A 20521-nucleotide genomic window follows, 5' to 3' on the forward strand; every position below is an offset into this window, starting at 1 on the left:
ATAATTGATAACATATATATAATATACACATACAATAATATATAAAAAACAAATCTAATATAAAGTTAAAAGCTAAAAACAGGCAACTCTACGGGGTTGCCTGAATTATTTTAGCCTTTCGCAAATACAATGTAAGCCGTCTGAAACAATATGTATAACAATATGGCTATCAACACCCAAGGCAAAGGTATTCCTTTTTTTGTATCGTTTTTTCTCTCAAAGTCTGGCATAATAAGGCTAGATTAATAAAGGTTCCGTTTATAATCAAGCCCCCTTTCCCTTTGACTCCTTTCAATACATTTTTTTGCTCCAAAGAGGCTCACAACGCTCCCCAGCCAGAAAATAGAGAAGTTCGTGAAAAATCATGTAGTGTCATTGTCTTAAATGACCCTGTAAACATCATGACATACGTTGTCATGGTCTTTATCAAGGTTTTCGGAATGGATATCCAAACCGCCAAAGAACATATGCTTGAGGTTCATCAACATGGCTCTTCTGTCCTTTATAGGGGCCCCAAAGAACAGGCTGAACTTTACGTACAGCTACTCCACCAATGGCAACTCAACGCTTTTCTTGAACAAGATGCCTAATATCAATTTAGAACTCTCCCGTGACATCGTGTCCGCCCTCACCAAACTGATTGAATCCATCAGTATTATGTTCAAACACAATCTGGCTTTCGATGCCATTGTTCCCACAGATGACCCCGATCTCGCAGTCGCCTGGAAACAGGACCTTATGGAGCAACTTCAATTAGATTGTGACTATCTGATCGCTATATTGATACAACAGGATATCGGAAAAAATAACAACATCGTTTCCTTGGATGATCATGGCATAGAAGTCACCTTGCGCGTAGCTTCTGCTATTAGATTAAAGCTGCGTACCGTATTCTTTTCAGAACTCACAGACGAAGAGCTCGAGGATGCCATGCTAAACCCGGCCAATATACCCCCGCATTTAGACAAACCTTTCACCTGTTACCAATTCCTGGCCGGCCTTCAGGAAACCCTCATCAGGGCAATTGAGCCAAACATGGAGATCTAAGACCTGGAATTAAATCGCAACTTCCTGAATCCCTGAATCTTGCGACTTTCCCACCTCCTCTTCCGCTGGCATAACGGCTTCTTTTTTCGGAATTGAGTCGGCAATCTTGTCGCTTAAAACAACCAAGGCATCATTCATCGCCATAACAATATTATTATAGTTTTTCATGCCGCCATGAATTTGAGAAAAATGGAGCGCCTCAGCAGAAGCAATAAGCTTCTTGGTTCCCGGTTCTCTAACTAGCCAACGGGCATTGATCACGATTTCTTGTGACTCCTCAAATGCAATAAAATCGTAAATAGTTAACAACACATCATAGTCCCTTTTAAGCTCACTCGGCCAAGGGGCTGGGTAAACTGTGCTATTGATCTGTGCGTTTAGATTTTCCGCAAGCACCCGAGCTATATTCGGGCCAATGAGCTCCGCCCAACGGTAATTTTGCGCGTAATATATTTCAGACATCCCAATCTTAGTCGCTATATAAGGGTTCTCCATGTACCCGGGCAGTTCTATGCGGCCTAGCGCGATTGTTGGCCCAGGAGGAGGGGGTGTTTCATGCCATATCAAGGGTATGGGAACCATGGGAGCCAAGACATAAAACTTGGTGTTATCTGGCTTAGCCTTAAAGTTCATGCACCCTGACTCAAAAAATAGGGTAATAAATAAAAGGCAGAGGATCGGAAAGCTTGTCTTTTTCATAAAATATTAATTACTCGTTGAGGATGGTGGCACCTGTGGAGCCTTCCCCGTCAACAATGCATTTGGGTTTTGCTCCAAATAATTAGCAAACAGCCGCACCGCTCTAGCCGCACCAGCAATGTCATTGATCGCAGTATCTAGTTCATAGCGTAAAGAGCTATTTGGCTCAGAGAAATCATAAAATGTACCCACAGCACCTTGTATTTTATTTAACGTCTCTTTCACATCCGCGGTTAACGGGCCTACATTTTCTTCCAGCGAGAGCGTAACTTTACGAGCAGACGCCATCGATGCTTCAAAATCAACCATGGCCTGTTGAAATTGATCCGAGCCTACCATATCTTGTATCGAATCCCCCGCCCCTATAATGCTGTCATTGATCTCCTTAAACTGAATATCGGAAATGCCGTTATCCAGTTTTTTCACAAAACTTTCCACATGCTTGGAGATACCTTCAAAATCAACCTGGCTGATCTTAGACAACGTGTTCGTAGCAGCTTCCCAGAATTCTTTCAAATTCGATGTCACCGTTGGTATTTCTTTATAAATATACTTCTGCTGTACCAAAACAGGTGGCTTTTTATCCGCAAAATAATCTAATTCAACGTATAACTTTCCCGTAACAAAGCTCTGAAAATCGAGTCTTCCTCGTAAACCATTCTTGATCTGATGCTCAAATTGTACCGCGTCGCCAAGATCGACAACAACGCCCAAGTCATTCTTCAACTTACGTGTGTCTATTTCAATCAATACTGGTATGTGCGCTGAAGTATCAGGTTGATTAAAGCGTATAAAAATACGGGTAACTTGCCCTATCTTTACGCCTTTAAACTTCACAGGGGCACCCACATCCAGTCCATTAACCGATGTAGAAAAATATAAAACAAAGCTTTCCGTCTTGCTGAATACTTTGCCAGAGCCAAACAGAAACAATGCCATAACGGAAAGCACAACGGCCCCGACTAAAAAGATTCCTATTACTGCTGGATTTGCTTTTTTACTCATTTTAATTCTTAGTGGCGTTCAGTTTATCACGTTTCTGCATACTAGCAATCTTTTATCCATTCTTGTTATAGGTCCTTTTCAAGAAGTGAACCACCTTCGGATCAACACTATTTTTTAAAAGGTCTTTTGGGTTTCCTTCCGCAATGATCGTTTTAGACTCCGCGTCTAAAAATATGCTATTGTCCGCGATCGCAAATATACTGGGAAGCTCATGGGTCACGACAACGATCGTTGTCCCCAAACATTCTTTAAGTTGCAAGATCAGATCGTCCAAGCGTTTAGAACTGATCGGATCCAAGCCCGATGATGGCTCATCAAAAAAAAGAATTTGCGGGTCTAATGCCATCGCGCGTGCTAACCCTGCTCGTTTACGCATCCCTCCGCTGATCTCAGCGGGGTAAAAATCCTCAAAGCCTCTTAACCCGACAAGGGATAATTTGAATGAAACAATCTCGCGAATATCCGCATCACTCAAACCTGTATACTCTTGTAGCGGCAGGGCAACATTTTCAGCCAGAGTCATAGAGCTCCAAAGTGCTCCGGCTTGGTAGAGAATCCCTACTTTTTCCAGGATCGCTTTTCGCTCATCTCCGTCTGCCTTTGTAAAGTTCTGTTTTCCATAAAAAATGTTTCCTGAAGCCACTTCCTGCAAACCAATCAAATGCTTCAATAGGGTTGTCTTACCGCAACCACTTCCCCCCATAATCACGAATATTTCGCCTCTTTTGATATCAAAGGTTAAATGCCGCATCACCACAAAATTGCCATAGGCTAAATCGACATCGTGAACGCTTATAACTGTTGGGTGTGAATTCATTAAAAAAATTATTAAAAGTCTATCGCGTGGAAGAGGACGGCAAATACGGCATCCGCAACAATAATGGCGGTGATTCCGGTGACTACCGCTGATGTGGCTGCCATACCCACGGCAGATGAACTATTACCGCACTGCAAACCTCTCAAGCAACCTATAGAGGCTATTAATATACCAAAAATCGTACTTTTAATAACACCTACAGAAGCATGCCCTAGGTCAATGGCACTACGAGTCTGGTTCACATACTCGGTATACGAAATATCCAACATCAATAGAGACACGACCATACCGCCAAAAATACCAATATAATTTGCAAAGATACAAAGCAACGGCATCATAACAAACAAAGCAATAACTCTTGGTAATACCAGAAAATCAACAGGGGAAATGCCCATGGTTTTTAGGGCGTCTACTTCCTCTGTCACCTTCATCGTCCCAATCGTGGCCGCAAATGCCGCTCCTGTGCGGCCTGCCATAATCACACCGGTCATCATTGCGCCCATCTCACGTACCATGGCCAATGCTACCAGGTTCGCCACATATATGCTGGCACCAAAGGGTTCTAATTGTATAGCACCGACAAATGCCATAATCAAACCTACTAAAAAGCTAATCAAGCTGACAATAGGTAGAGCTTCCGCACCAACATTCTGCATAATGACAGCACAATCAGACCAACGAAACTGCGCTTTACCTGCCACAAGTCGCATAAAGCTTCTGGCCACTTCCCCAATAAAGGTAAATACTTCAGCCGTACTGTCCGCAAAACTCAACCCAATGATTCCTACTTTGTAAACAAAGCTTCTGTGAAATTCTTTCTTATGCCCTATCTTCTTCTCCGGCACCGATTGTGAAAGGGTTAATAGCTGCTGTATCCCTACAGGTAAGGATGCTTTTTCAAAAAACACGCCTTTCTTTTGGCACAGTTCATAGCAGTGTACTAAAAAAACTAACAATGAGGAATCCCAGCTATGCAGTTCCTGTGTATAGAAAACGAGTTTCTTGGGCTTCTCGCGCTCAATCTCTTTTTGAATAGACTGATACTCCAACAGGCCTTCATGCAAGTCCCACACGCCTTTCAGTCGCAGAATCAAGGAATCGTGCTCAACTCGGCTAATATCAACTCTTTCTTGAATATCCACTGGCCTCATGCTATAATGTTTCTCCATAAAAGTAAAGTTATGCTTAGCAAAAGAGAAAAATTAAATATCCTGTTTGACCTCGATGGCACGCTCATCAGCCAATACGAAACCATTTGCACGTGCATCAACTACGCCCTAGAACAGTTAGGTTTTGATCCAAAACCGCGTGAAATCGTCTACAAAACCATCGGTGCTTGTCTTTTTGGCGTATTTGATGAATGGGTTGGCCAGGAGAATACCACAAGGGCACATGAATTTTTCCAGGAAAAGTATACTCAAATTTTAAACGATAATATCGAAAAGATGCCGGGCGTAGACTGGATTCTCCAGGAACTCCACCAACGGGAGCACACGCTCACTGTGTTTACGGGTAAGGATGGTAACCATGCCAGAGTCATCTGCGAACATATCGATATCAGCAAATGGTTTACACTTATCGTTGGATCGCATGATTCTCCTTACCGCAAGCCGCAAAAGGAGTTTACCGAGTTTGCGCTGGATAAACTCAAGGCGCTTTCAGATAACGCTATCTTGATCGGAGACACCGTACACGATGTCGAAGCTGCGAAATCCGTTGGTATTCCTTGTTTCCTTGTCACCACGGGTTCTAATACTCGGGAGGAACTTGCCAAACATCAAGTCCCGGATCACCACATTTTCGATAATTTATACGAACTGGGAAAAAACCTTTTCAAACTCGATTATCCCCATTAATTTTGATACGTGGCAGATGAACAATTAACGGGTACACTCGAGCGCATCCTCTATTACAATGAGGAGAACTTTTATTGCGTTGGAGAACTGCGTGTCAATAAATCTAATGCCTCAATCACGATAACGGGTAACTTTCCTAGCATCCAGTGTGGTGAAACGTTACAAATCTCGGGTAACTGGACCACCAACCCTCAATACGGTAAACAATTTCAGGTCAAGGAGCACAAATCCACCTTACCGTCTACCGTCTACGGCATTCGAAAATACTTGGGCAGTGGTCTCATTCCTGGCGTGGGCAAAACGTACGCGGAAAAAATCGTAGACTGTTTTAAGGAAAAAACACTCGAAATCATTTCCCACGAATCCGCTCGTCTCAAGGAGGTTCCGGGTATCGGTGCCCAACGTGCCAAAAAAATTAAAAAGGCTTGGGATGAGCAACACTCCCTCCGCGAGGTTCTTCTTTTCTTGAAAACTTATGGGGTCGGTACCGCGCAATGCCTTCGTCTCGTAAAGGTTTATGGCGACAATGCTCAAGAAATCCTTCGTAACGATCCTTATCGTGTCGCGAAAGAAATTTCAGGTATCGGATTCAGAACAATCGATAAAATCGCCCTCAACATCGGCTTGGCAAACGATAATCCTGCCCGTATCGATGCGGGTATCCATTTTTACTTAAGTGAGCGTGAATCAGATGGTCATACGTGTTGCCCTATTGAATTATTGGAAAATGGAGCCTCAGAGCTCCTGCAAACGGATCTCACTAAGGTCGCTAACCGCATCCAGGTGCTTGTAAATAACAACACTCTTGTTTATTTAGATAGTATCGCATCTGTCCAATTGCCCATACTCCATAAGGCCGAAAGTGTTATCTGCCAAAGCATCCACTCATTGGATCAGGTTCCTTCTCAATTACCTTCTATTATCATCGATAAGGCCATCGCATGGGCTCAGGAAAAGGCTGGTTTCACGTTTGCTCCAGAACAGGAAAAGGCCATAAGGCTCTCGCTCGAAAACAAGGTCAGCATCTTGACGGGTGGGCCGGGTACGGGTAAAACCACTATCTTGCGTGCCATTGTCGAAATCTTAAAGGCCAAAAAGGTTTCTATTTTATTGGCCGCACCCACTGGCAGAGCCGCCCAACGTCTCCAGGCCGCCTCGCGTCACTTTGCGCAAACAATCCACATGCTCCTTAAGTATGACTCCAAGAAGGGGCAGTTTACCCACAATCTGGCCAACCCCCTAAGAGCAGACTTTGTTATCGTAGACGAGTGTAGTATGTTAGATACCAAACTTGCCTCATCTCTTTTTCAAGCAATCCCCCCGCAATCTCATTTACTCCTCGTGGGCGATGTCCACCAGTTACCGTCTGTTGGGCCGGGTAAAATCCTAGAAGATCTTATTGAGCATGGCAATGTACCGCTCATAGCCTTGAACAAGGTATTTCGTCAGAAAAAGCAAAGTTCTATTGTCACAACAGCCCACTCTATTCTTAGTGGTCAATCGGGGGCTCCTAATATTATTAAAAGCGGAGAACCGCTAAAACTGGATTCCGACCTCCAATTCATCTACGCCACCACGCCTGAAGAGTGTGTCCAACGAATCACTCAACTTTGGAAAACGGATCTCCCGAATCACTATTCGGCACATCCGCTTAAGGATATTCAGGTTCTAGCCCCTTTACACAAGGGAATAGCGGGCATCGAAAACCTTAACCGTGAACTCCAGATTGCTTTAAATCAAAACCATGCGCCCGCTATCCAGATCGGCCATACCACGTATAAGGTCGGGGATAAGGTCCTCCAAACGCGCAACAACTATGATAAGGGCATCTTCAATGGGGATCTGGGTATAATCCTTAATATTGATAAAGAGAACTACACGATAGATATCGCTTTCGAACGACATCAGGTAACGCTCGAACGCCTCGACATGCCTGATATTTCCCTTGCTTACGCCATCACTATCCACAAATCCCAAGGGAGTGAATTCCCCTACGTCATCATTCCGCTTTTAAAACACCATTTTATCATGCTGCAGCGCACGTTGCTCTATACCGCTATCACAAGAGGCAGAAAAAAGGTGTTTATAGTAGGAGACCCTACCGCCTATGCCATGGCCGTCAATAACGTTGTCGTCAATAATCGGCAAACCCACCTACGCCAAAAATTCACCCACTTGGCAAATAACACGCAACCTCAGTTAGCGACTCAAGGCTAGGGCTCCTTTTTTCGCTTCCTCAACGCATTCTTCATCAGGCGGTACCTGCTTTAATGCGTAAGCCATATCGAACAATCCAGCTTTCACCCCATCCATACTCTCTTCATGGAAGGTTCTCAGACCGCTGTTTCTGGCAATACGAAGCAAGTCCCGACTATCTCTACCGTCTCGTAATGCTTTCTTAAAACGTTCATTTGGGAAAAGAAATTCAAACAACGCCGCATACCCATGCCAACCACTGCGATTACACTGGGTACACCCTTCCTTGCTTTTCCGATATACAGAACCATACCAACCTATGCTTTTTTGCAGTAGATCGATTTCTTCGTCCTCGGGCGTATAGGGTTCTTTGCAATACTCGCACAGTTTCCTCAATAACCTCTGCGAACAAGATACTTTCAGCGCATTCGTGAACATCGAACGGCTAACCCCCAACGCAAGTATGCGTTCAATACCTTCTATCGCATTATGCGCATACGTGCCGGCCAATACCAAATTATTGAATAACGCCGCGTCAAGTGCCAATTGCGCGGTCTCATCGTCTTTCACTTCCCTAATCATTAATATTTCGGGTCTCTGTTTTAAGGCTGCTCGGCACGCAGAAGCAAAATCCGGCTCTGCCGGAATCACTCCGGCATTCAATTGCAAGAAGCTATGCGAATAATCCACAGCTCGAATCACTTTGTCTGTTCCTTCAAACCAATTCAGACCGGCGTAAAGGGTCGTGGATAACCCCGCCTTATAAGGGCTTGAGTGTAATAACAAACCTGCATCTGCTTCCAAAAATTTTACATATTCATCTAACTGATACTCTTTAATCCCTAACTCCGCTAACTTGGGCGATACCCAAGACTGCTCAACCGGTTCCAGTAAAAGACTTTGATGATGATTTAATATAGCCGATGTGACTCTAAAATAATATGTCTTATCTCCTTCTTCAGAATAAGCTAATACAGATTCATGAGGGTGCATCGGGTTTCCATCGTCCATGTTCGCAAGCTTACGCACATCATCAATTAGCTCTTTCCCCACTTTGTACGGCACTTCTTCTTGCTTCAAAGGTTTCGCGTCCAAACGATACAGGATTTTGTACGATCCAATATCCGGTTCAATTAAAACGGTGTCGACCATCATGCCGTAAATGGCTTTTAAAAAGGGCTCTGTAACTTTAGTGCGAAATGGACTTCCGGATAGCTGTATCGCCTGCTGGGGCATCCACTCCGTGGGCTTTTTCTCTTTTGAAGGAAAAATTAAGGGGGTAGTAGACTTCTTAACGCGCAACTTCTTGGCATCCGTCTCCTCTTCACTTAGATAATGCTCTATGTCCTTCTCTAATGCCAATAGTATAGACACTTTTAGCTTCGTTTTGTCTTTTACTGCCTGTATCAAATCTAGATTAAAGGGGTTCGTGACCGCTACAACCACGCGTCCGTCAAACATGCTCACGGGCAGCATCTTGTTTTTCTCGCAAAAGTCACGTGGTAACAGATTAAATAGCTCATGATTCATCTCAAACCGATTTGCCAAAAATGGGTTAAGACTGAGGGATAAAGATTTAGCCACTAGAATTTCAAGATCGCTTATACCGAAATCTTTTTTTAGTAATCCTTCCATTTCCTCGCCGGAAAGACCATCGGCCGCACTCAGTGCTTTCTCCTTCCCGTCTGCTGTTAAACTATTTAAAGCGAACAGCTTTTCTAATATAGCTAAATGAATCCTCGGTAGCGTCATCTCTTTTAATACTTTGAAATATCCAATAGCTCAGGGTAAAACAGGTCGTTATTTACGGTTTGATCACTCCCAAATCCAAGTGATTCCAGAAAATCTTTCTCTGCTAAACTATTCTGCTTCAAATAACGGTTCACATGCTCTTTCTGGCGCCCAATCAGGTAATCCTTCATACTCTGTAAATCTGTAATGCCGTTCTTCAGCTTTATATAATTCGTTAACTGTTCCGCGGTTACAGGTCCTTCTTTTGCGGCCTTAACAGCCATACCGATTACTTCTTTTAACTCGCTGTAGTTTCTCGGCCAATCATAATTTAATAATGCGGATATCGCTTCCGGGGTAAATTGGCCACGCTCTGGCGCTTTCGCTTCTTTCGCGAATTCTTTAGCAAACCGAAATGCGTATAGCGCCAAATCGGTTAACCGTTCATGCAGGGGGAGCACTTCCACCAGGTTCATCTTGATGTAAACTGCAAGCTCATGCTTAAAATCATCTTCAAGTGACTTTACAGAAGCTTCATCTAGCAAATAAACAAATAATATCGGTTGCCCGTCATCCAGATCATAGGGTCCTTCCTTTAAGGAATTTAATGCATAATAGTGAACGTCTTGCTGCACGTTTAGTAAATTATCAATGACAACGATCGGCGATTTTTCTTCATGAGAGGTCACTTTTTCAATAAAATCTTTATCGCCTGCAGCAGATAAATCCGAAGCCGAAATCCATTTCACTTTAGTGGTGTCTAGACCACGCCATACCCCTATTTGCCGAATAATTAGCTCCTTTTCTGCTCCCTTATGAAGCGCCAAAAATATAGAATTATCTTCCGCCACTTTCTTCTGTAACTGAGAGACCCATCCGGATTGCCACCCCCTAAACGATGGCAAATAGGCCAGTTCTTCATTCGATAAGGCGTTATCAAATATATTACCGTCAATCCGATCCTTCGCGGATACACCTTCCTCCGCACCACTGCCTCTATTCTCTTCATCGGATGTCTGCCGCAAATGTCCTATCAAATCCAAAAAAACATCCAAATTAAAGGGTTTTTCCATAAGCAGCGATATACCGGTGTTCGCAATCTGTACCATGTCTTGTATATTCCAATGCGAAGCTACCATAACAACTGGTAAACTCGCATTCACCGTCTTCACATTTTTTAACATCTCGACAGCGGCTTTTCCTTGTAACGCCTCGTCCGCAAAAATAATCAAATAATCACAGGCCCCCAAATCCCCAAATAAGGGTTCTACTTCCGTTTCAAATTGCACGCGAAACCCTTCAGCTTCTAACTGACTCCGTAGTGTTTCCGCATGCGTAGGGTATTTATCCAGTAGAAGAATTTTTTCTGCCATGAAGTGGGGTGTGGGTCTAAACATTATACTAAGGCAATACCGCGTAAACGCAAGATTATCTTTGCCCTGCCATATAGGATGCGTGTTTAAAACTACCCAAATTATTTTTTGTATAAGTATCCAAGTACTCTAAATCTGGAAATTGTATTACAATCTTGCAAATCTACTACATAACAATTAATGTCTTCACCTATGAACCAGAAACTCGCTGACTGTATCAATCGTTATCCTGTTTTGATGAATTGTGCCGAAGCCATCCAAATGGCCTATGAGCGCATTCGTGAGGTCTATCAGGACCACGGAAAGCTTCTTATATGCGGTAATGGTGGCAGTGCTGCCGATGCAGACCATATTTCAGGCGAGCTTCTAAAGTCTTTTTCCATTCAACGCCCAATTGACGACTCTTGGCGTGAACGTCTAGGGGATGATTTAGCAGACAACCTGCAAGGCGCCCTTCCTGCAATCCCCCTCCCAGTCTTTTCTTCCCTCATGACTGCTTTTGCCAATGATTGTGATCCCCTTTACGTCTTTGCGCAGCTCACCTGGGGTCTCGGAAGGCCAGGGGATGCTCTCCTTTGCATTTCCACTTCCGGTAATTCCAAGAACGTCATCAAAGCCGCACAGGTCGCCCAAGCAAAGGGTCTCCACTGCATCGGCCTAACTGGCGCTTCAGGGGGTAAGTTAAAGGAGCTCACAGACATTTGTATTTGCGTTCCGGAAACAGAAGTGTTTAAAATCCAAGAGCTACACCTCCCCATCTATCACACTTTGTGTATGATGCTCGAAGATACCTTCTTTAAAAATGAAATTACAGTTCCCGAAAATACAGGAAACTAAAATTCTTGAATTTGCCAAAACAATTCAGGAAATTGGGGGAAGAGCCGTTTGTGTTGGTGGCTGCGTTCGAGATGCTCTCTTAGGGCAAGAACCCAAGGATATTGATATCGAGGTCTTTGGTGTTGACCCTCAGATTTTGGAAGAAGCTCTTTCCCAAAGATACGAGGTCTTACCGATTGGCAAAGACTTTGGTGTCCTTTCTATAAAACAATATAACATAGATGTTTCTGTCCCTCGTAAGGAATTTAAGCGCGGGGAGGGGCATAGGGGTTTTCAAATAAATGCTGATCCTAACCTTTCTTTTAAGGACGCGGCCGCTAGGCGAGATTTTACCATAAATGCTATCTCTTGGGATCCTCTTACCGATGAGCTTATAGACCCTTACTATGGTCTCGAGGATCTGCAGAATAAGATTCTGCGGCACACCTCCCCCAAATTCACAGAGGACCCTCTCCGTGTCCTTCGTGGCATGCAATTCATCGCTCGTTTCGAATTGACTCCGGACAAGCATACAGTTGCCCTTTCTCGGGGCATTTATCCCGAAAACCTTTCCAAGGAACGTATCTTCGAAGAGTGGAAAAAGCTGATCTTGCTTGGCAAAAAACCTTCTCTCGGGCTTAAGTTTTTAAAGGATACTCACTGGGTAATCCACTTCCCAGAGCTCGAAAATCTTATCGATTGCGCCCAGGATCCAGAATGGCATCCCGAGGGCGATGTGTGGTCTCATACGCTTTATTGTATGGATGCGTTTGCGAACGAGCGAATAGGCGATGAATTCGAAGATCTCGTAGTCGGCCTCGCCGTCCTTTGTCACGACTTCGGTAAGCCGGACACCACTATCTACGATGAGGCCAACTATCGTCTGCGTTCCCCAGGGCACGATATCGCAGGGGAAGCTCCCACACGTTCTTTTCTTAATTCCATGACGGATTACAAGGATCTCATAGAATCTGTTATTCCCTTGGTAGTCCACCACCTTCGCCCTGTTGACCTTTTCAAAGCCCAGTCCACGGACTCCGCCATAAGGCGTCTTTCCCGAGTCGTCCGCCTCGATCGGCTCATGCGAGTCGTCAGTGCAGACATGCAAGGCCGGCCCCCAAAACCAAACACTGCCCCAGAGGTTAATAAATGGCTCATGGAAAGAGCTGAAGCCCTTGACATCAAAAACAAGGCACCCGATCCCATTATTCGTGGCCGCCACTTAATCGCCTTGGGCATGAAACAAGGTGCCGAATTTCGCCCGCTCCTGGATTCCTGCTACGAGGCTCAAATCGAAGGCATCTTCTCCACCGAAGAAGACGGCCTGAAATTCCTAAAGGCCACAATGGCCGAAAGCGGTATTACGATATAATGATCAAAAAATAAACAGGAAAAAATTCGGCTCTATGAGTTTCCTGACTCCCATGAAGGCCTAGCCAAATTTTAATAAGCTCAAAAGTCCTGGAGGTAATACCATGGCTTTTTTATTGAATCTCAAGTTGTCTTTCTTCATTTTAATAGTCTTATGACTACAACCATAGATGCCAATACAGCCCAAACAATTTCCCTAAATTTATTCGAACGCGCCCAAAAAGTCATCCCCGGAGGTGTCAATTCCCCTGTCCGTGCTTTTCGTTCAGTTGGCGGCGCCCCTTTCTTTACTCAATCCGCTAATGGCGCCATTTTAACCACCGTTGATGGCATAAACTTAATCGATTTCGTGTGCACGTGGGGTCCCGCGATCCATGGTCATAACAATCGCAATATCCAGGAAGCCATCCAAACCGCCTTAAACAAGGGCACCAGCTTCGGAACGCCTAACCCTTACGAAGTTGAAATCGCTGAACTGATTACAGCGGCGATCCCTTCTGTTGAAAAAATTAGAATGGTGAATAGCGGCACAGAGGCCACAATGTCTGCAATTCGTCTCGCAAGAGGCTTTACGGGGCGTGATAAAATTATCAAATTCGAAGGCTGCTACCATGGCCACGCAGACGCACTACTCGTCAAAGCGGGCTCAGGAGCACTAACCTGTGGTTGCCCGGATAGCGCAGGTGTTCCCAAGTCCTTCACGGAACATACCATCGTCCTCCCGTTAGATAACCTCGAAGCCGTAGCGCTCGCATTTAAACAATACAAAAACGAAATCGCGGCCATCATTCTAGAGCCCTACCCTGCAAACTGTGGTTTACTCCTTCCTCGAGAGGGCTATTTAAGGGGTCTTCGAGAGCTTTGTACTGAAAATGGCACTGTGCTTATTTTCGATGAAGTCATGTCGGGCTTCCGGGTCGGCTTTGGTGGCGTTCAGGAAAGGGAAAACATTGTACCAGACTTAACTACATTTGGCAAAATTATCGGTGGCGGGCTCCCTGTCGGCGCATTTGGTGGCAAACAAGAGATCATGAATTACCTCGCTCCTCTTGGCCCTGTTTACCAAGCAGGCACGCTTAGCGGAAACCCTTTGGCCATGGCCGCTGGTATAGCAGCACTCAGGCTCCTCCAGTCCGAAAATCCCTACGATCGCTTGGATAAAGCCGGCAAACAATTAGCTCAAGAACTCTTAACCGTTGCCCAACAAAAGGGCATTCCATTACAAATCCCCCAAGTCGGCTCCATGTTCGCCCTCTTCTTTAACGAAACTCCGGCTAGAGACTACGCAACCGCGATCGCTTCAGATAAAGCTATGTTTAATAAAGTCTTCCATTATGCATTGGATAATGGTGTTTATTTGCCGCCTTCTGCATACGAAACTTGCTTCATCAGCACTGCTCATAATCCTGACGTTATGAACAAAGCCATAGACATCCTCTCAAGGGCCATCAAGTCGCTTTAAATACATTTACTCAGAGCGCAACGCCTGTATCGGGTCAAGCTTAGAGGCTTGCCTCGCGGGATAGTACCCAAAGAAAAGACCTATTGCCGTAGAAACGCCTAACCCTAGCCATATCGCCGGTGGAGAGACTAAAAAATCCCATCCGTTTGTTATTGAAAAAACATACGAAGCACCAACGCCCATACCAATACCAATAAGCCCGCCAACGATACACAATACAAGGGCTTCTATAATAAACTGTAATTGTATATCACGTTGAAGCGCCCCCAAAGCTCGTCGAATACCTATCTCTTTCTTGCGTTCGGTTACTGAAACAAGCATAACGTTCATCACACCCACGCCTCCCACGATCAGCGAAATACCCCCAATCGCGCCCAAGAAAATGGTGATCATCTGCATCTGCGATTCCATCTGCTTAATAATCTCTTCAGCAGTATTCACTTCAAGATTCAAAGCTGGATCACGCAAATGAAAATAGTTTTTAATATCCTCGGTAACTTGTTGAGGCGGATATTCTTTATTCATGCGCACGAGTATGTAAGCGACTTCTGGCTTATCAAACACTCTACTGTACGTACTGTAGGGAATCAAAACAGATTGATTTGCATAAAACGGCCGCATCGAGCCTCTTGGTGCATCACCAAGCATCCCAATGATGGTAAATAGCTTATCATTAATCCGGATATGCTCTCCAATAACATCCATCGCACCTTTTTCTTTAAGATCATCTGCCACTTCTTTCCCAATAATCATGAAATTCATATTCTGATCCAAGGGGGATAAAAAACGGCCTTTATCGAGTTTAAAACGATTTATAGGAAGAAAATTATCAATCACTGCCAAAATAGAAGCAGAAACATCTTTGCCATGAAAGGTCATAGATGAGCCCGTTTGCCCCACAGGTGAAGAATCAACAACGCTATCTAAGTATTGCGAAAGTTCCATTGCCTGTTGAAAATCAATCTGCGGGCCTTTGTCTCCTCCTCCAAAACCAAAGCCGCCGCCCCCCCAGCCTTTTCGAACAACGATATAATCTGTTCCTAATTCAAGAAAGCTCTTCAGCGAATTTGCTTTAAATATAATTCCTATAGAAACAAGCGCAATAACGGCGCCAATACCAATAACAATCCCTAACAACGCAAGAAAACTGCGCTGCTTCGATGAAATGAGGCTGCGAAATGCCATCCCTATATTTGCCTTCACCATCATTTCTTTGTATCGTTTATAATGAAGCCATCCGAAAGAGAAACAATCCGCGGGCAGCGTTTCGCAATGTCCGGGCTGTGCGTAATGATCACAACCGTAATACCGGACTCCTTATTCAATCGAATAAACAAGTTCATAATATCATCACTTGTCTTCACATCCAATGCTCCCGTAGGTTCATCTGCTAAAATAAGGTTTGGTGTTCCAACCAACGCGCGCGCAATCGCAACTCGTTGCTGCTGACCTCCGGAAAGCTCATTGGGCTTATGGTGCTCACGGTCTTCCATAGACACCAATTTCAACATCTCTCGGCTGCGCGCTTGCATATCAGCTTTAGTCATTCCCCTATACTGCAGGGGTACATAAACATTCTGAAGTACATCAAGTCTCGCCAGAAGATTATATTGCTGGAAAACAAATCCTATATTTTTGTTTCTCAGTGTAGATAGTTCATTATCCGAACATTCCGCAATCGTACGGCCTTCTATTCTATACTCACCGCTCGTGGGTCTATCCAATAGCCCTAATATATTCATCAAGGTCGTTTTTCCACAACCGGATGTCCCTATAATAGAAATGAGCTCTCCTTCGTTAATCTTTAAAGATATACCTTTGAGGGCAGGAACCGTTACCGGGCCCAGATAGTAGTTTTTGACAACGTTGTCTAGTTCTATTACAGGGGTATCCACAATAAAAAATTATAGCAGTAAAATGGTATCGCCGGAGTTTAACCCATTGACAATTTCAACGGTACCGGTAACGGGTGTCGTTATCCCTGTCTCTACCTGCACTTTCTCCGGTTGAGTTGCCCCCTCTGTTATACGATAAACAAATTTGCCTTCTCGGGTAATCTGCACCGCTCGGAAGGGTACCATCAACGCATTCGGATTAGTATAGGTATTAATAGACAGATAAGCAGACATCCCTAATTTAACCGCTTTGCGTTGTTCGTCGGTCAAGGGATCCGTAGTTACTTTTATTTCAAACTGGGGTTTTCTACCAGAAGACTTTGCTTCAGATGAAACATACGTCACTTCACCGTGCAGGGTAACTCCTTTAAAACCATCCCCTGTAATAGTCACGTCTTGCCCGGGGCGCACTTGATTGACTTCGATTTCATCTACGGTACTGGATACACTCAATCGAGACAGGTCAGCAATAGATAGGAATATCGCATCTTCCGCTACACTGATACCGCGTTCTACATTCTGCACAACACCGCCTTGGTCCTTACTGCCACTACTACTCGCAAGTGGTTTAATAGCAACTCCTGGAACTGGGCTGTACAAAATAGCACGCTCCAGTTTACCTTTTAACTGCGTTTCCTTAAGCTTGGCATTCTGCCAATCATAATCTTTGAAAAGAATTTCTTGCGGGTTACCTTCTTGTCTTGTCGCTTCCAAGGATTCATTAGCTTTTAAAAGAGCATCTTCCGAGGAAGCAATCTTGCGTTTCGCGGCATCTAAGTCGCGCTTACTAATCGCACCTTTATTATAAAGTAACTGCGATGATTCATACTCGTCTTTTGCTAACGCAAGCTCATCTTCCGCTTTTGCTAGAGACCTATAGGCTTCCGTCATCTTACTCCCCTTTTCCCAATTTTTTATTTTTAGGAGGTCTTGCTTTTTCTTAATTTCGTCAACTTGAGCCGTTCTATACTCGGATTCTATCTTAGTACTATCAAGCTCTATAAGCTTCTGCCCTTTTTCAACCGTAGATCCAAATTGAAAATTAACGTCTTTAATAATGCCCGCAAAGGGAGCAAATACATTCACCATCTGCGCCGGTTGCAAAATACCCGATGTCGTTAAAGGCAGGGTTACAGGCTGTGGTGTAACCGTATAGCGTTCATACGTTTGTCCTTGTTCTGTGCTAAATGTAGGGGCTTTCGTTGGCACATACGCTGGGCTAGAGCTCGAAGAGCTAGATGGCCATAAAAAATAAAAAATGATCAGAACAACAACCCCAATAAAGGTAAATCCTATGTTCCTCACTTTTCGTATACGCTTGGAGGTCTCTTCTATCTTTTGAGACTTCTCATCAAGCTGCATAAAGGCTTTTTGCAAATCACTATTCTGGGTCTTGATCTCTTCGATTAATTTCTTTTCGCGGTCTCTGGTCGTCAACAGTTCTCCAAACAAAACTGTATTTTCTATAGAAATACCGGCTTGCGCAGACATCGCTTCCACAAACGTCAGGTCATCGTGCGTAAATGCTCCTTCTTTCTTGTTAATCAATTCAATAACACCTATGCGATCTTTCTTCTCATTGGAAATAGGAACAATCAAAAGGGACTTGATTTGATCTTTAGCAACCGTGTCCACTTTGGGATCAAAGTCTTTATCTTTAGATACATCAGGGATTATATAAGGCCTAAGCTCATCAAGAGATTTCCCTACAAGACCTTTCCCCAAGGGAAATTGAAGTTCCATTACTTCTATATCTTTGCCCGCCCGATTAAACAACATCTGATCATCCGCATCGTATAGATACACAATAACATTCTCCGCCATTGTAAATCGGGTAATACGATCAACGATGAGGTCAAGGAGCTCGTTGATATTATGGGGCTTATACTGGTCTAATTCCATTCCGTTACTGTCCTTACTATACTACATAACATATTAATAATCAAGTCGAAGGAGGGGGCATTCCGGACTGTGCCCGAATGCGCTTACTTTGAGCCGCACGCTCATCTATATTAATCTGTAAGGTGTCTAGTAAGGTACCTAGCCGTCTATCAAACTCTACAAGGTTATTTAAATAGGTAATCTTTGCCGTTAATTCCGTATTTTCTGTAGTAACATAATTATCCTGTGTGGTAACGAGCTCAAAATTAGTAATCAAACCGGCATTAAATCGTATCTCTGCCACCTCTAAATCCTCTGCGTTTAAGCGCGTATTCTCCTTAGCAAATTGTACTCGTTTGTAATTGTTTTCAATCGTACGCATTTGCTTGATAACGTCAGCCTTCAAATTATCCAGTGTGTTTTGAAAATCAATACGAGCTTTTCGCATCGCTATTTTCGCATTCAAATAAGAGGTAGCACGATCTCGCTTATTTAAGGGAATGACAAGATTCAGGCCCAAGCTCCATGTCTTACGTTTCATATCAGCTGCATTGTAAGTAGCTAGCCCCCATGTGCGCCCAGCATTCCCATTAGAAGCAATACTACCAGTAAACCCTAAATCCCATAGCAACCCGTCTTTCGCTTCTTTTAGGGAAAGCTCAGCGTTGCGAAGCGCTATGAGTGCCTGTTGGTATGAGGGATCATTCTCATAAACGATTTCCATAGCATCTTCAAGCGAGGGTAATTGGGGTTCTTCCACTTGCAAATCAATAATGGGTAACAGGGGTATCCCGGTATCCATATTCATGAAGCGCAATAGGTCTATTCGAGCATCGTCCGTTGTATTCTCTACCTCCAGCAGTTGAAGTTCTCTGCTCGCTATAGCAGCACGGCTTTTTATCAAATCGTTTTTCGCAAGCCTACCCGCTTCTACAAGTGCTTCTTGTTGCTCAAGTCTTATTTTTTCTCGCTCAAAGGATCGTCGTTGAATCTTCAGCGATTCTATCTGGTTTATATATGAACGATACCGCGTAATCGCCGTCTGTATATTCGTCATTAAGGTTGATTTTAACGAAAGCACATTACCTTGTTCTGTCAAATAGGCTCTTGTCAGCGAAAGGGTACCCATCGTAAATCCCCCTCCTTTTAACAGGGGTTGAGTAAATCCTAGGCTAAAGCCGTCAGAATAAGTAGATCGTTTCGCTTCTTTCCCCAAAAGCGTGGTGCTCTTATTCCAGGCAAAATTTAAGCTTCCTCCTGTTTTAAGGGCTTGAGTCCATGCTGTTGAAACATTAGCAGACCCACTTTCTGCTTTCGATGTGGGCGTTATCGCGTGTGTCCATGAGGGGCCAATTGTCAGGGTGCCTTGTGGATTAAAAGCATGCTCCGCGTTTACCAGAGCATTCTTCTGGGTGATGCGGTCAAGGTACGAATTGTCTATCGTCTGGTTCTGTCTCAGCGTCATTGCTATACACTCTTCAAGCGTCATATAGTAACCGTTCTCTATATCGATCACGGCATGAGTGCTCACCATCAATACTGAAAGGCCAAAAGCGATGAATAGAGCTTTAAAAATGAGCTGCATAGTTGTTGATTAGACTTTTTTGCAAAATGGGTATGCGCAAGATTATTAACAAAGTAGGCCTGGGAGTAAAGGTTTTTTGATTAGGCAAAACGCGTTTGATTATTTAAGCGGTCGCAATCACTGGTGCCGTTCACCTGTCCACTTTACAAATTGCTGGTCTCCCGTATTGATCGCATCAATAACGGTTCTCTTCGCATATAGCGTCTGATCTAAAAAAACAGCTGGCATTCCTTTTAAATCGTATTCAAAGACCTTTGCTTCTACAGGGCATTCCCTGGCTAACGCGCGCTGTGGCATCATCCATACAGCTTTTCCAGATAATTTAACCAACTCTGCTTCGCTTAGTTCTTTAAACTTCCCGTCTTCAAAAACATTCCATAGCTTATTTCGCGATGGGCTAATGATATAACCCACTTCTGCTTTAAATTTTGTTTTTATCACGGCTTCCACAAACGCAAAGCTTTGGTAGGCATAAATGGGAATTGATTGAAGCTCGGGGAGCGTTTTCCAGGTTCGTATCGCCATCGCAACTAAGCGTATCCCTAAGATAGAACCGGGGCCTTCACAGTAAATGATCCCGTTCAAATCTTTCAACTGTAGCTGTGCCTCTCTCAAACAATCAGCAACACACGAAAACAAGCATTCTAGCGCGTGTTCTTGCGAGTTTTTAAATGATAACCACACACCCTCTTCCCAAATCCCAACTTGGATCACCGATGAGCTCGCGTCTAATATCAATTGTGCTGCCATAAAATATTACCTGCTATTAAAATATTTTTTTAGCTAG

The 20521-nt window shown here is 44.0% G+C and carries 17 protein-coding genes and 1 pseudogene; 7 read left to right on the forward strand and 11 right to left on the reverse strand.

The window, feature by feature from the left end; genetic code table 11:
- Nucleotides 1-344 precede the first annotated feature (344 nt).
- A pseudogene (locus AUJ82_05635) lies at nucleotides 345-590 on the forward strand (hypothetical protein).
- Nucleotides 583-1047 carry a hypothetical protein gene (locus AUJ82_05640; GenBank protein ID OIO59526.1) on the forward strand — a complete coding sequence of 155 codons (465 nt, stop codon included), beginning with the start codon at nucleotides 583-585 and terminating at the stop codon, nucleotides 1045-1047. Before AUJ82_05635 ends, AUJ82_05640 begins: the two are co-directional and overlap by 8 nt.
- Before the next feature lie 9 nt (nucleotides 1048-1056).
- Here the strand turns inward: AUJ82_05640 and AUJ82_05645 are convergent, their stop codons facing one another.
- The 4 genes from AUJ82_05645 to AUJ82_05660 form a co-directional block, all read right to left on the reverse strand.
- Nucleotides 1057-1680 carry a hypothetical protein gene (locus AUJ82_05645; protein OIO59527.1) on the reverse strand — a complete coding sequence of 208 codons (624 nt, stop codon included), beginning with the start codon at nucleotides 1678-1680 and terminating at the stop codon, nucleotides 1057-1059.
- A 72-nt stretch (nucleotides 1681-1752) separates the two neighbouring features.
- Nucleotides 1753-2751 (reverse strand): hypothetical protein, encoded by a 999-nt coding sequence (locus AUJ82_05650; protein ID OIO59528.1) that lies wholly within the window; start codon nucleotides 2749-2751, stop codon nucleotides 1753-1755.
- A gap of 52 nt (nucleotides 2752-2803) precedes the next feature.
- Nucleotides 2804-3568 (reverse strand): polyamine ABC transporter ATP-binding protein, encoded by a 765-nt coding sequence (locus AUJ82_05655; protein ID OIO59529.1) that lies wholly within the window; start codon nucleotides 3566-3568, stop codon nucleotides 2804-2806.
- Between the two features lie 11 nt (nucleotides 3569-3579).
- Complete coding sequence (locus AUJ82_05660) at nucleotides 3580-4719, reverse strand: hypothetical protein (GenBank protein OIO59547.1); 1140 nt, start codon at nucleotides 4717-4719, stop codon at nucleotides 3580-3582.
- Between the two features lie 6 nt (nucleotides 4720-4725).
- Here AUJ82_05660 and AUJ82_05665 point away from each other — a divergent pair, with 6 nt between their 5' ends.
- Nucleotides 4726-5424 (forward strand): hypothetical protein, encoded by a 699-nt coding sequence (locus AUJ82_05665; protein ID OIO59530.1) that lies wholly within the window; start codon nucleotides 4726-4728, stop codon nucleotides 5422-5424.
- A 9-nt stretch (nucleotides 5425-5433) separates the two neighbouring features.
- Nucleotides 5434-7641 (forward strand): recombinase RecD, encoded by a 2208-nt coding sequence (locus AUJ82_05670; GenBank protein ID OIO59531.1) that lies wholly within the window; start codon nucleotides 5434-5436, stop codon nucleotides 7639-7641.
- On the opposite strand, the gene AUJ82_05675 is transcribed toward AUJ82_05670, so the two are convergent.
- On the reverse strand, nucleotides 7624-9372 hold the full coding sequence (locus AUJ82_05675) for a hypothetical protein (GenBank protein ID OIO59532.1): 1749 nt from the start codon (nucleotides 9370-9372) through the stop codon (nucleotides 7624-7626). The two genes, AUJ82_05670 and AUJ82_05675, sit on opposite strands and share 18 nt — an antisense overlap.
- A 5-nt stretch (nucleotides 9373-9377) precedes the next feature.
- On the reverse strand, nucleotides 9378-10724 hold the full coding sequence (locus AUJ82_05680; protein OIO59533.1) for a hypothetical protein: 1347 nt from the start codon (nucleotides 10722-10724) through the stop codon (nucleotides 9378-9380).
- A 180-nt stretch (nucleotides 10725-10904) separates the two neighbouring features.
- Here AUJ82_05680 and AUJ82_05685 point away from each other — a divergent pair, with 180 nt between their 5' ends.
- From AUJ82_05685 to AUJ82_05695, 3 genes are all read left to right on the forward strand, one after another.
- Complete coding sequence (locus tag AUJ82_05685; protein ID OIO59534.1) at nucleotides 10905-11561, forward strand: phosphoheptose isomerase; 657 nt, start codon at nucleotides 10905-10907, stop codon at nucleotides 11559-11561.
- On the forward strand, nucleotides 11527-12912 hold the full coding sequence (locus tag AUJ82_05690) for a polynucleotide adenylyltransferase (protein OIO59535.1): 1386 nt from the start codon (nucleotides 11527-11529) through the stop codon (nucleotides 12910-12912). The genes AUJ82_05685 and AUJ82_05690 overlap by 35 nt, the downstream gene beginning before the upstream one ends.
- A 153-nt stretch (nucleotides 12913-13065) precedes the next feature.
- Nucleotides 13066-14373, forward strand: coding sequence for a glutamate-1-semialdehyde-2,1-aminomutase (locus AUJ82_05695; GenBank protein ID OIO59536.1), 1308 nt, complete (start codon nucleotides 13066-13068; stop codon nucleotides 14371-14373).
- 6 nt (nucleotides 14374-14379) lie between these two features.
- On the opposite strand, the gene AUJ82_05700 is transcribed toward AUJ82_05695, so the two are convergent.
- The 5 genes from AUJ82_05700 to AUJ82_05720 all read right to left on the reverse strand — a co-directional run bounded on the left by AUJ82_05700 (nucleotide 14380) and on the right by AUJ82_05720 (nucleotide 20484).
- Complete coding sequence (locus AUJ82_05700; protein OIO59537.1) at nucleotides 14380-15582, reverse strand: hypothetical protein; 1203 nt, start codon at nucleotides 15580-15582, stop codon at nucleotides 14380-14382.
- Entirely contained in the window at nucleotides 15579-16268 is a 690-nt protein-coding gene (locus AUJ82_05705) for a macrolide ABC transporter ATP-binding protein (GenBank protein OIO59538.1), read from the reverse strand. The genes AUJ82_05700 and AUJ82_05705 overlap by 4 nt, the downstream gene beginning before the upstream one ends.
- A 9-nt stretch (nucleotides 16269-16277) precedes the next feature.
- Nucleotides 16278-18170 (reverse strand): hypothetical protein, encoded by a 1893-nt coding sequence (locus AUJ82_05710; GenBank protein OIO59539.1) that lies wholly within the window; start codon nucleotides 18168-18170, stop codon nucleotides 16278-16280.
- Between the two features lie 40 nt (nucleotides 18171-18210).
- Nucleotides 18211-19734 (reverse strand): hypothetical protein, encoded by a 1524-nt coding sequence (locus AUJ82_05715; GenBank protein OIO59540.1) that lies wholly within the window; start codon nucleotides 19732-19734, stop codon nucleotides 18211-18213.
- Between the two features lie 117 nt (nucleotides 19735-19851).
- Nucleotides 19852-20484 (reverse strand): hypothetical protein, encoded by a 633-nt coding sequence (locus AUJ82_05720; GenBank protein ID OIO59541.1) that lies wholly within the window; start codon nucleotides 20482-20484, stop codon nucleotides 19852-19854.
- Nucleotides 20485-20521 lie beyond the last annotated feature (37 nt).

The sequence above is a fragment of the Verrucomicrobia bacterium CG1_02_43_26 genome, from assembly GCA_001872735.1.
In the GTDB taxonomy this organism is placed as follows: Bacteria; Verrucomicrobiota; Verrucomicrobiia; order Opitutales; family CG1-02-43-26; genus CG1-02-43-26.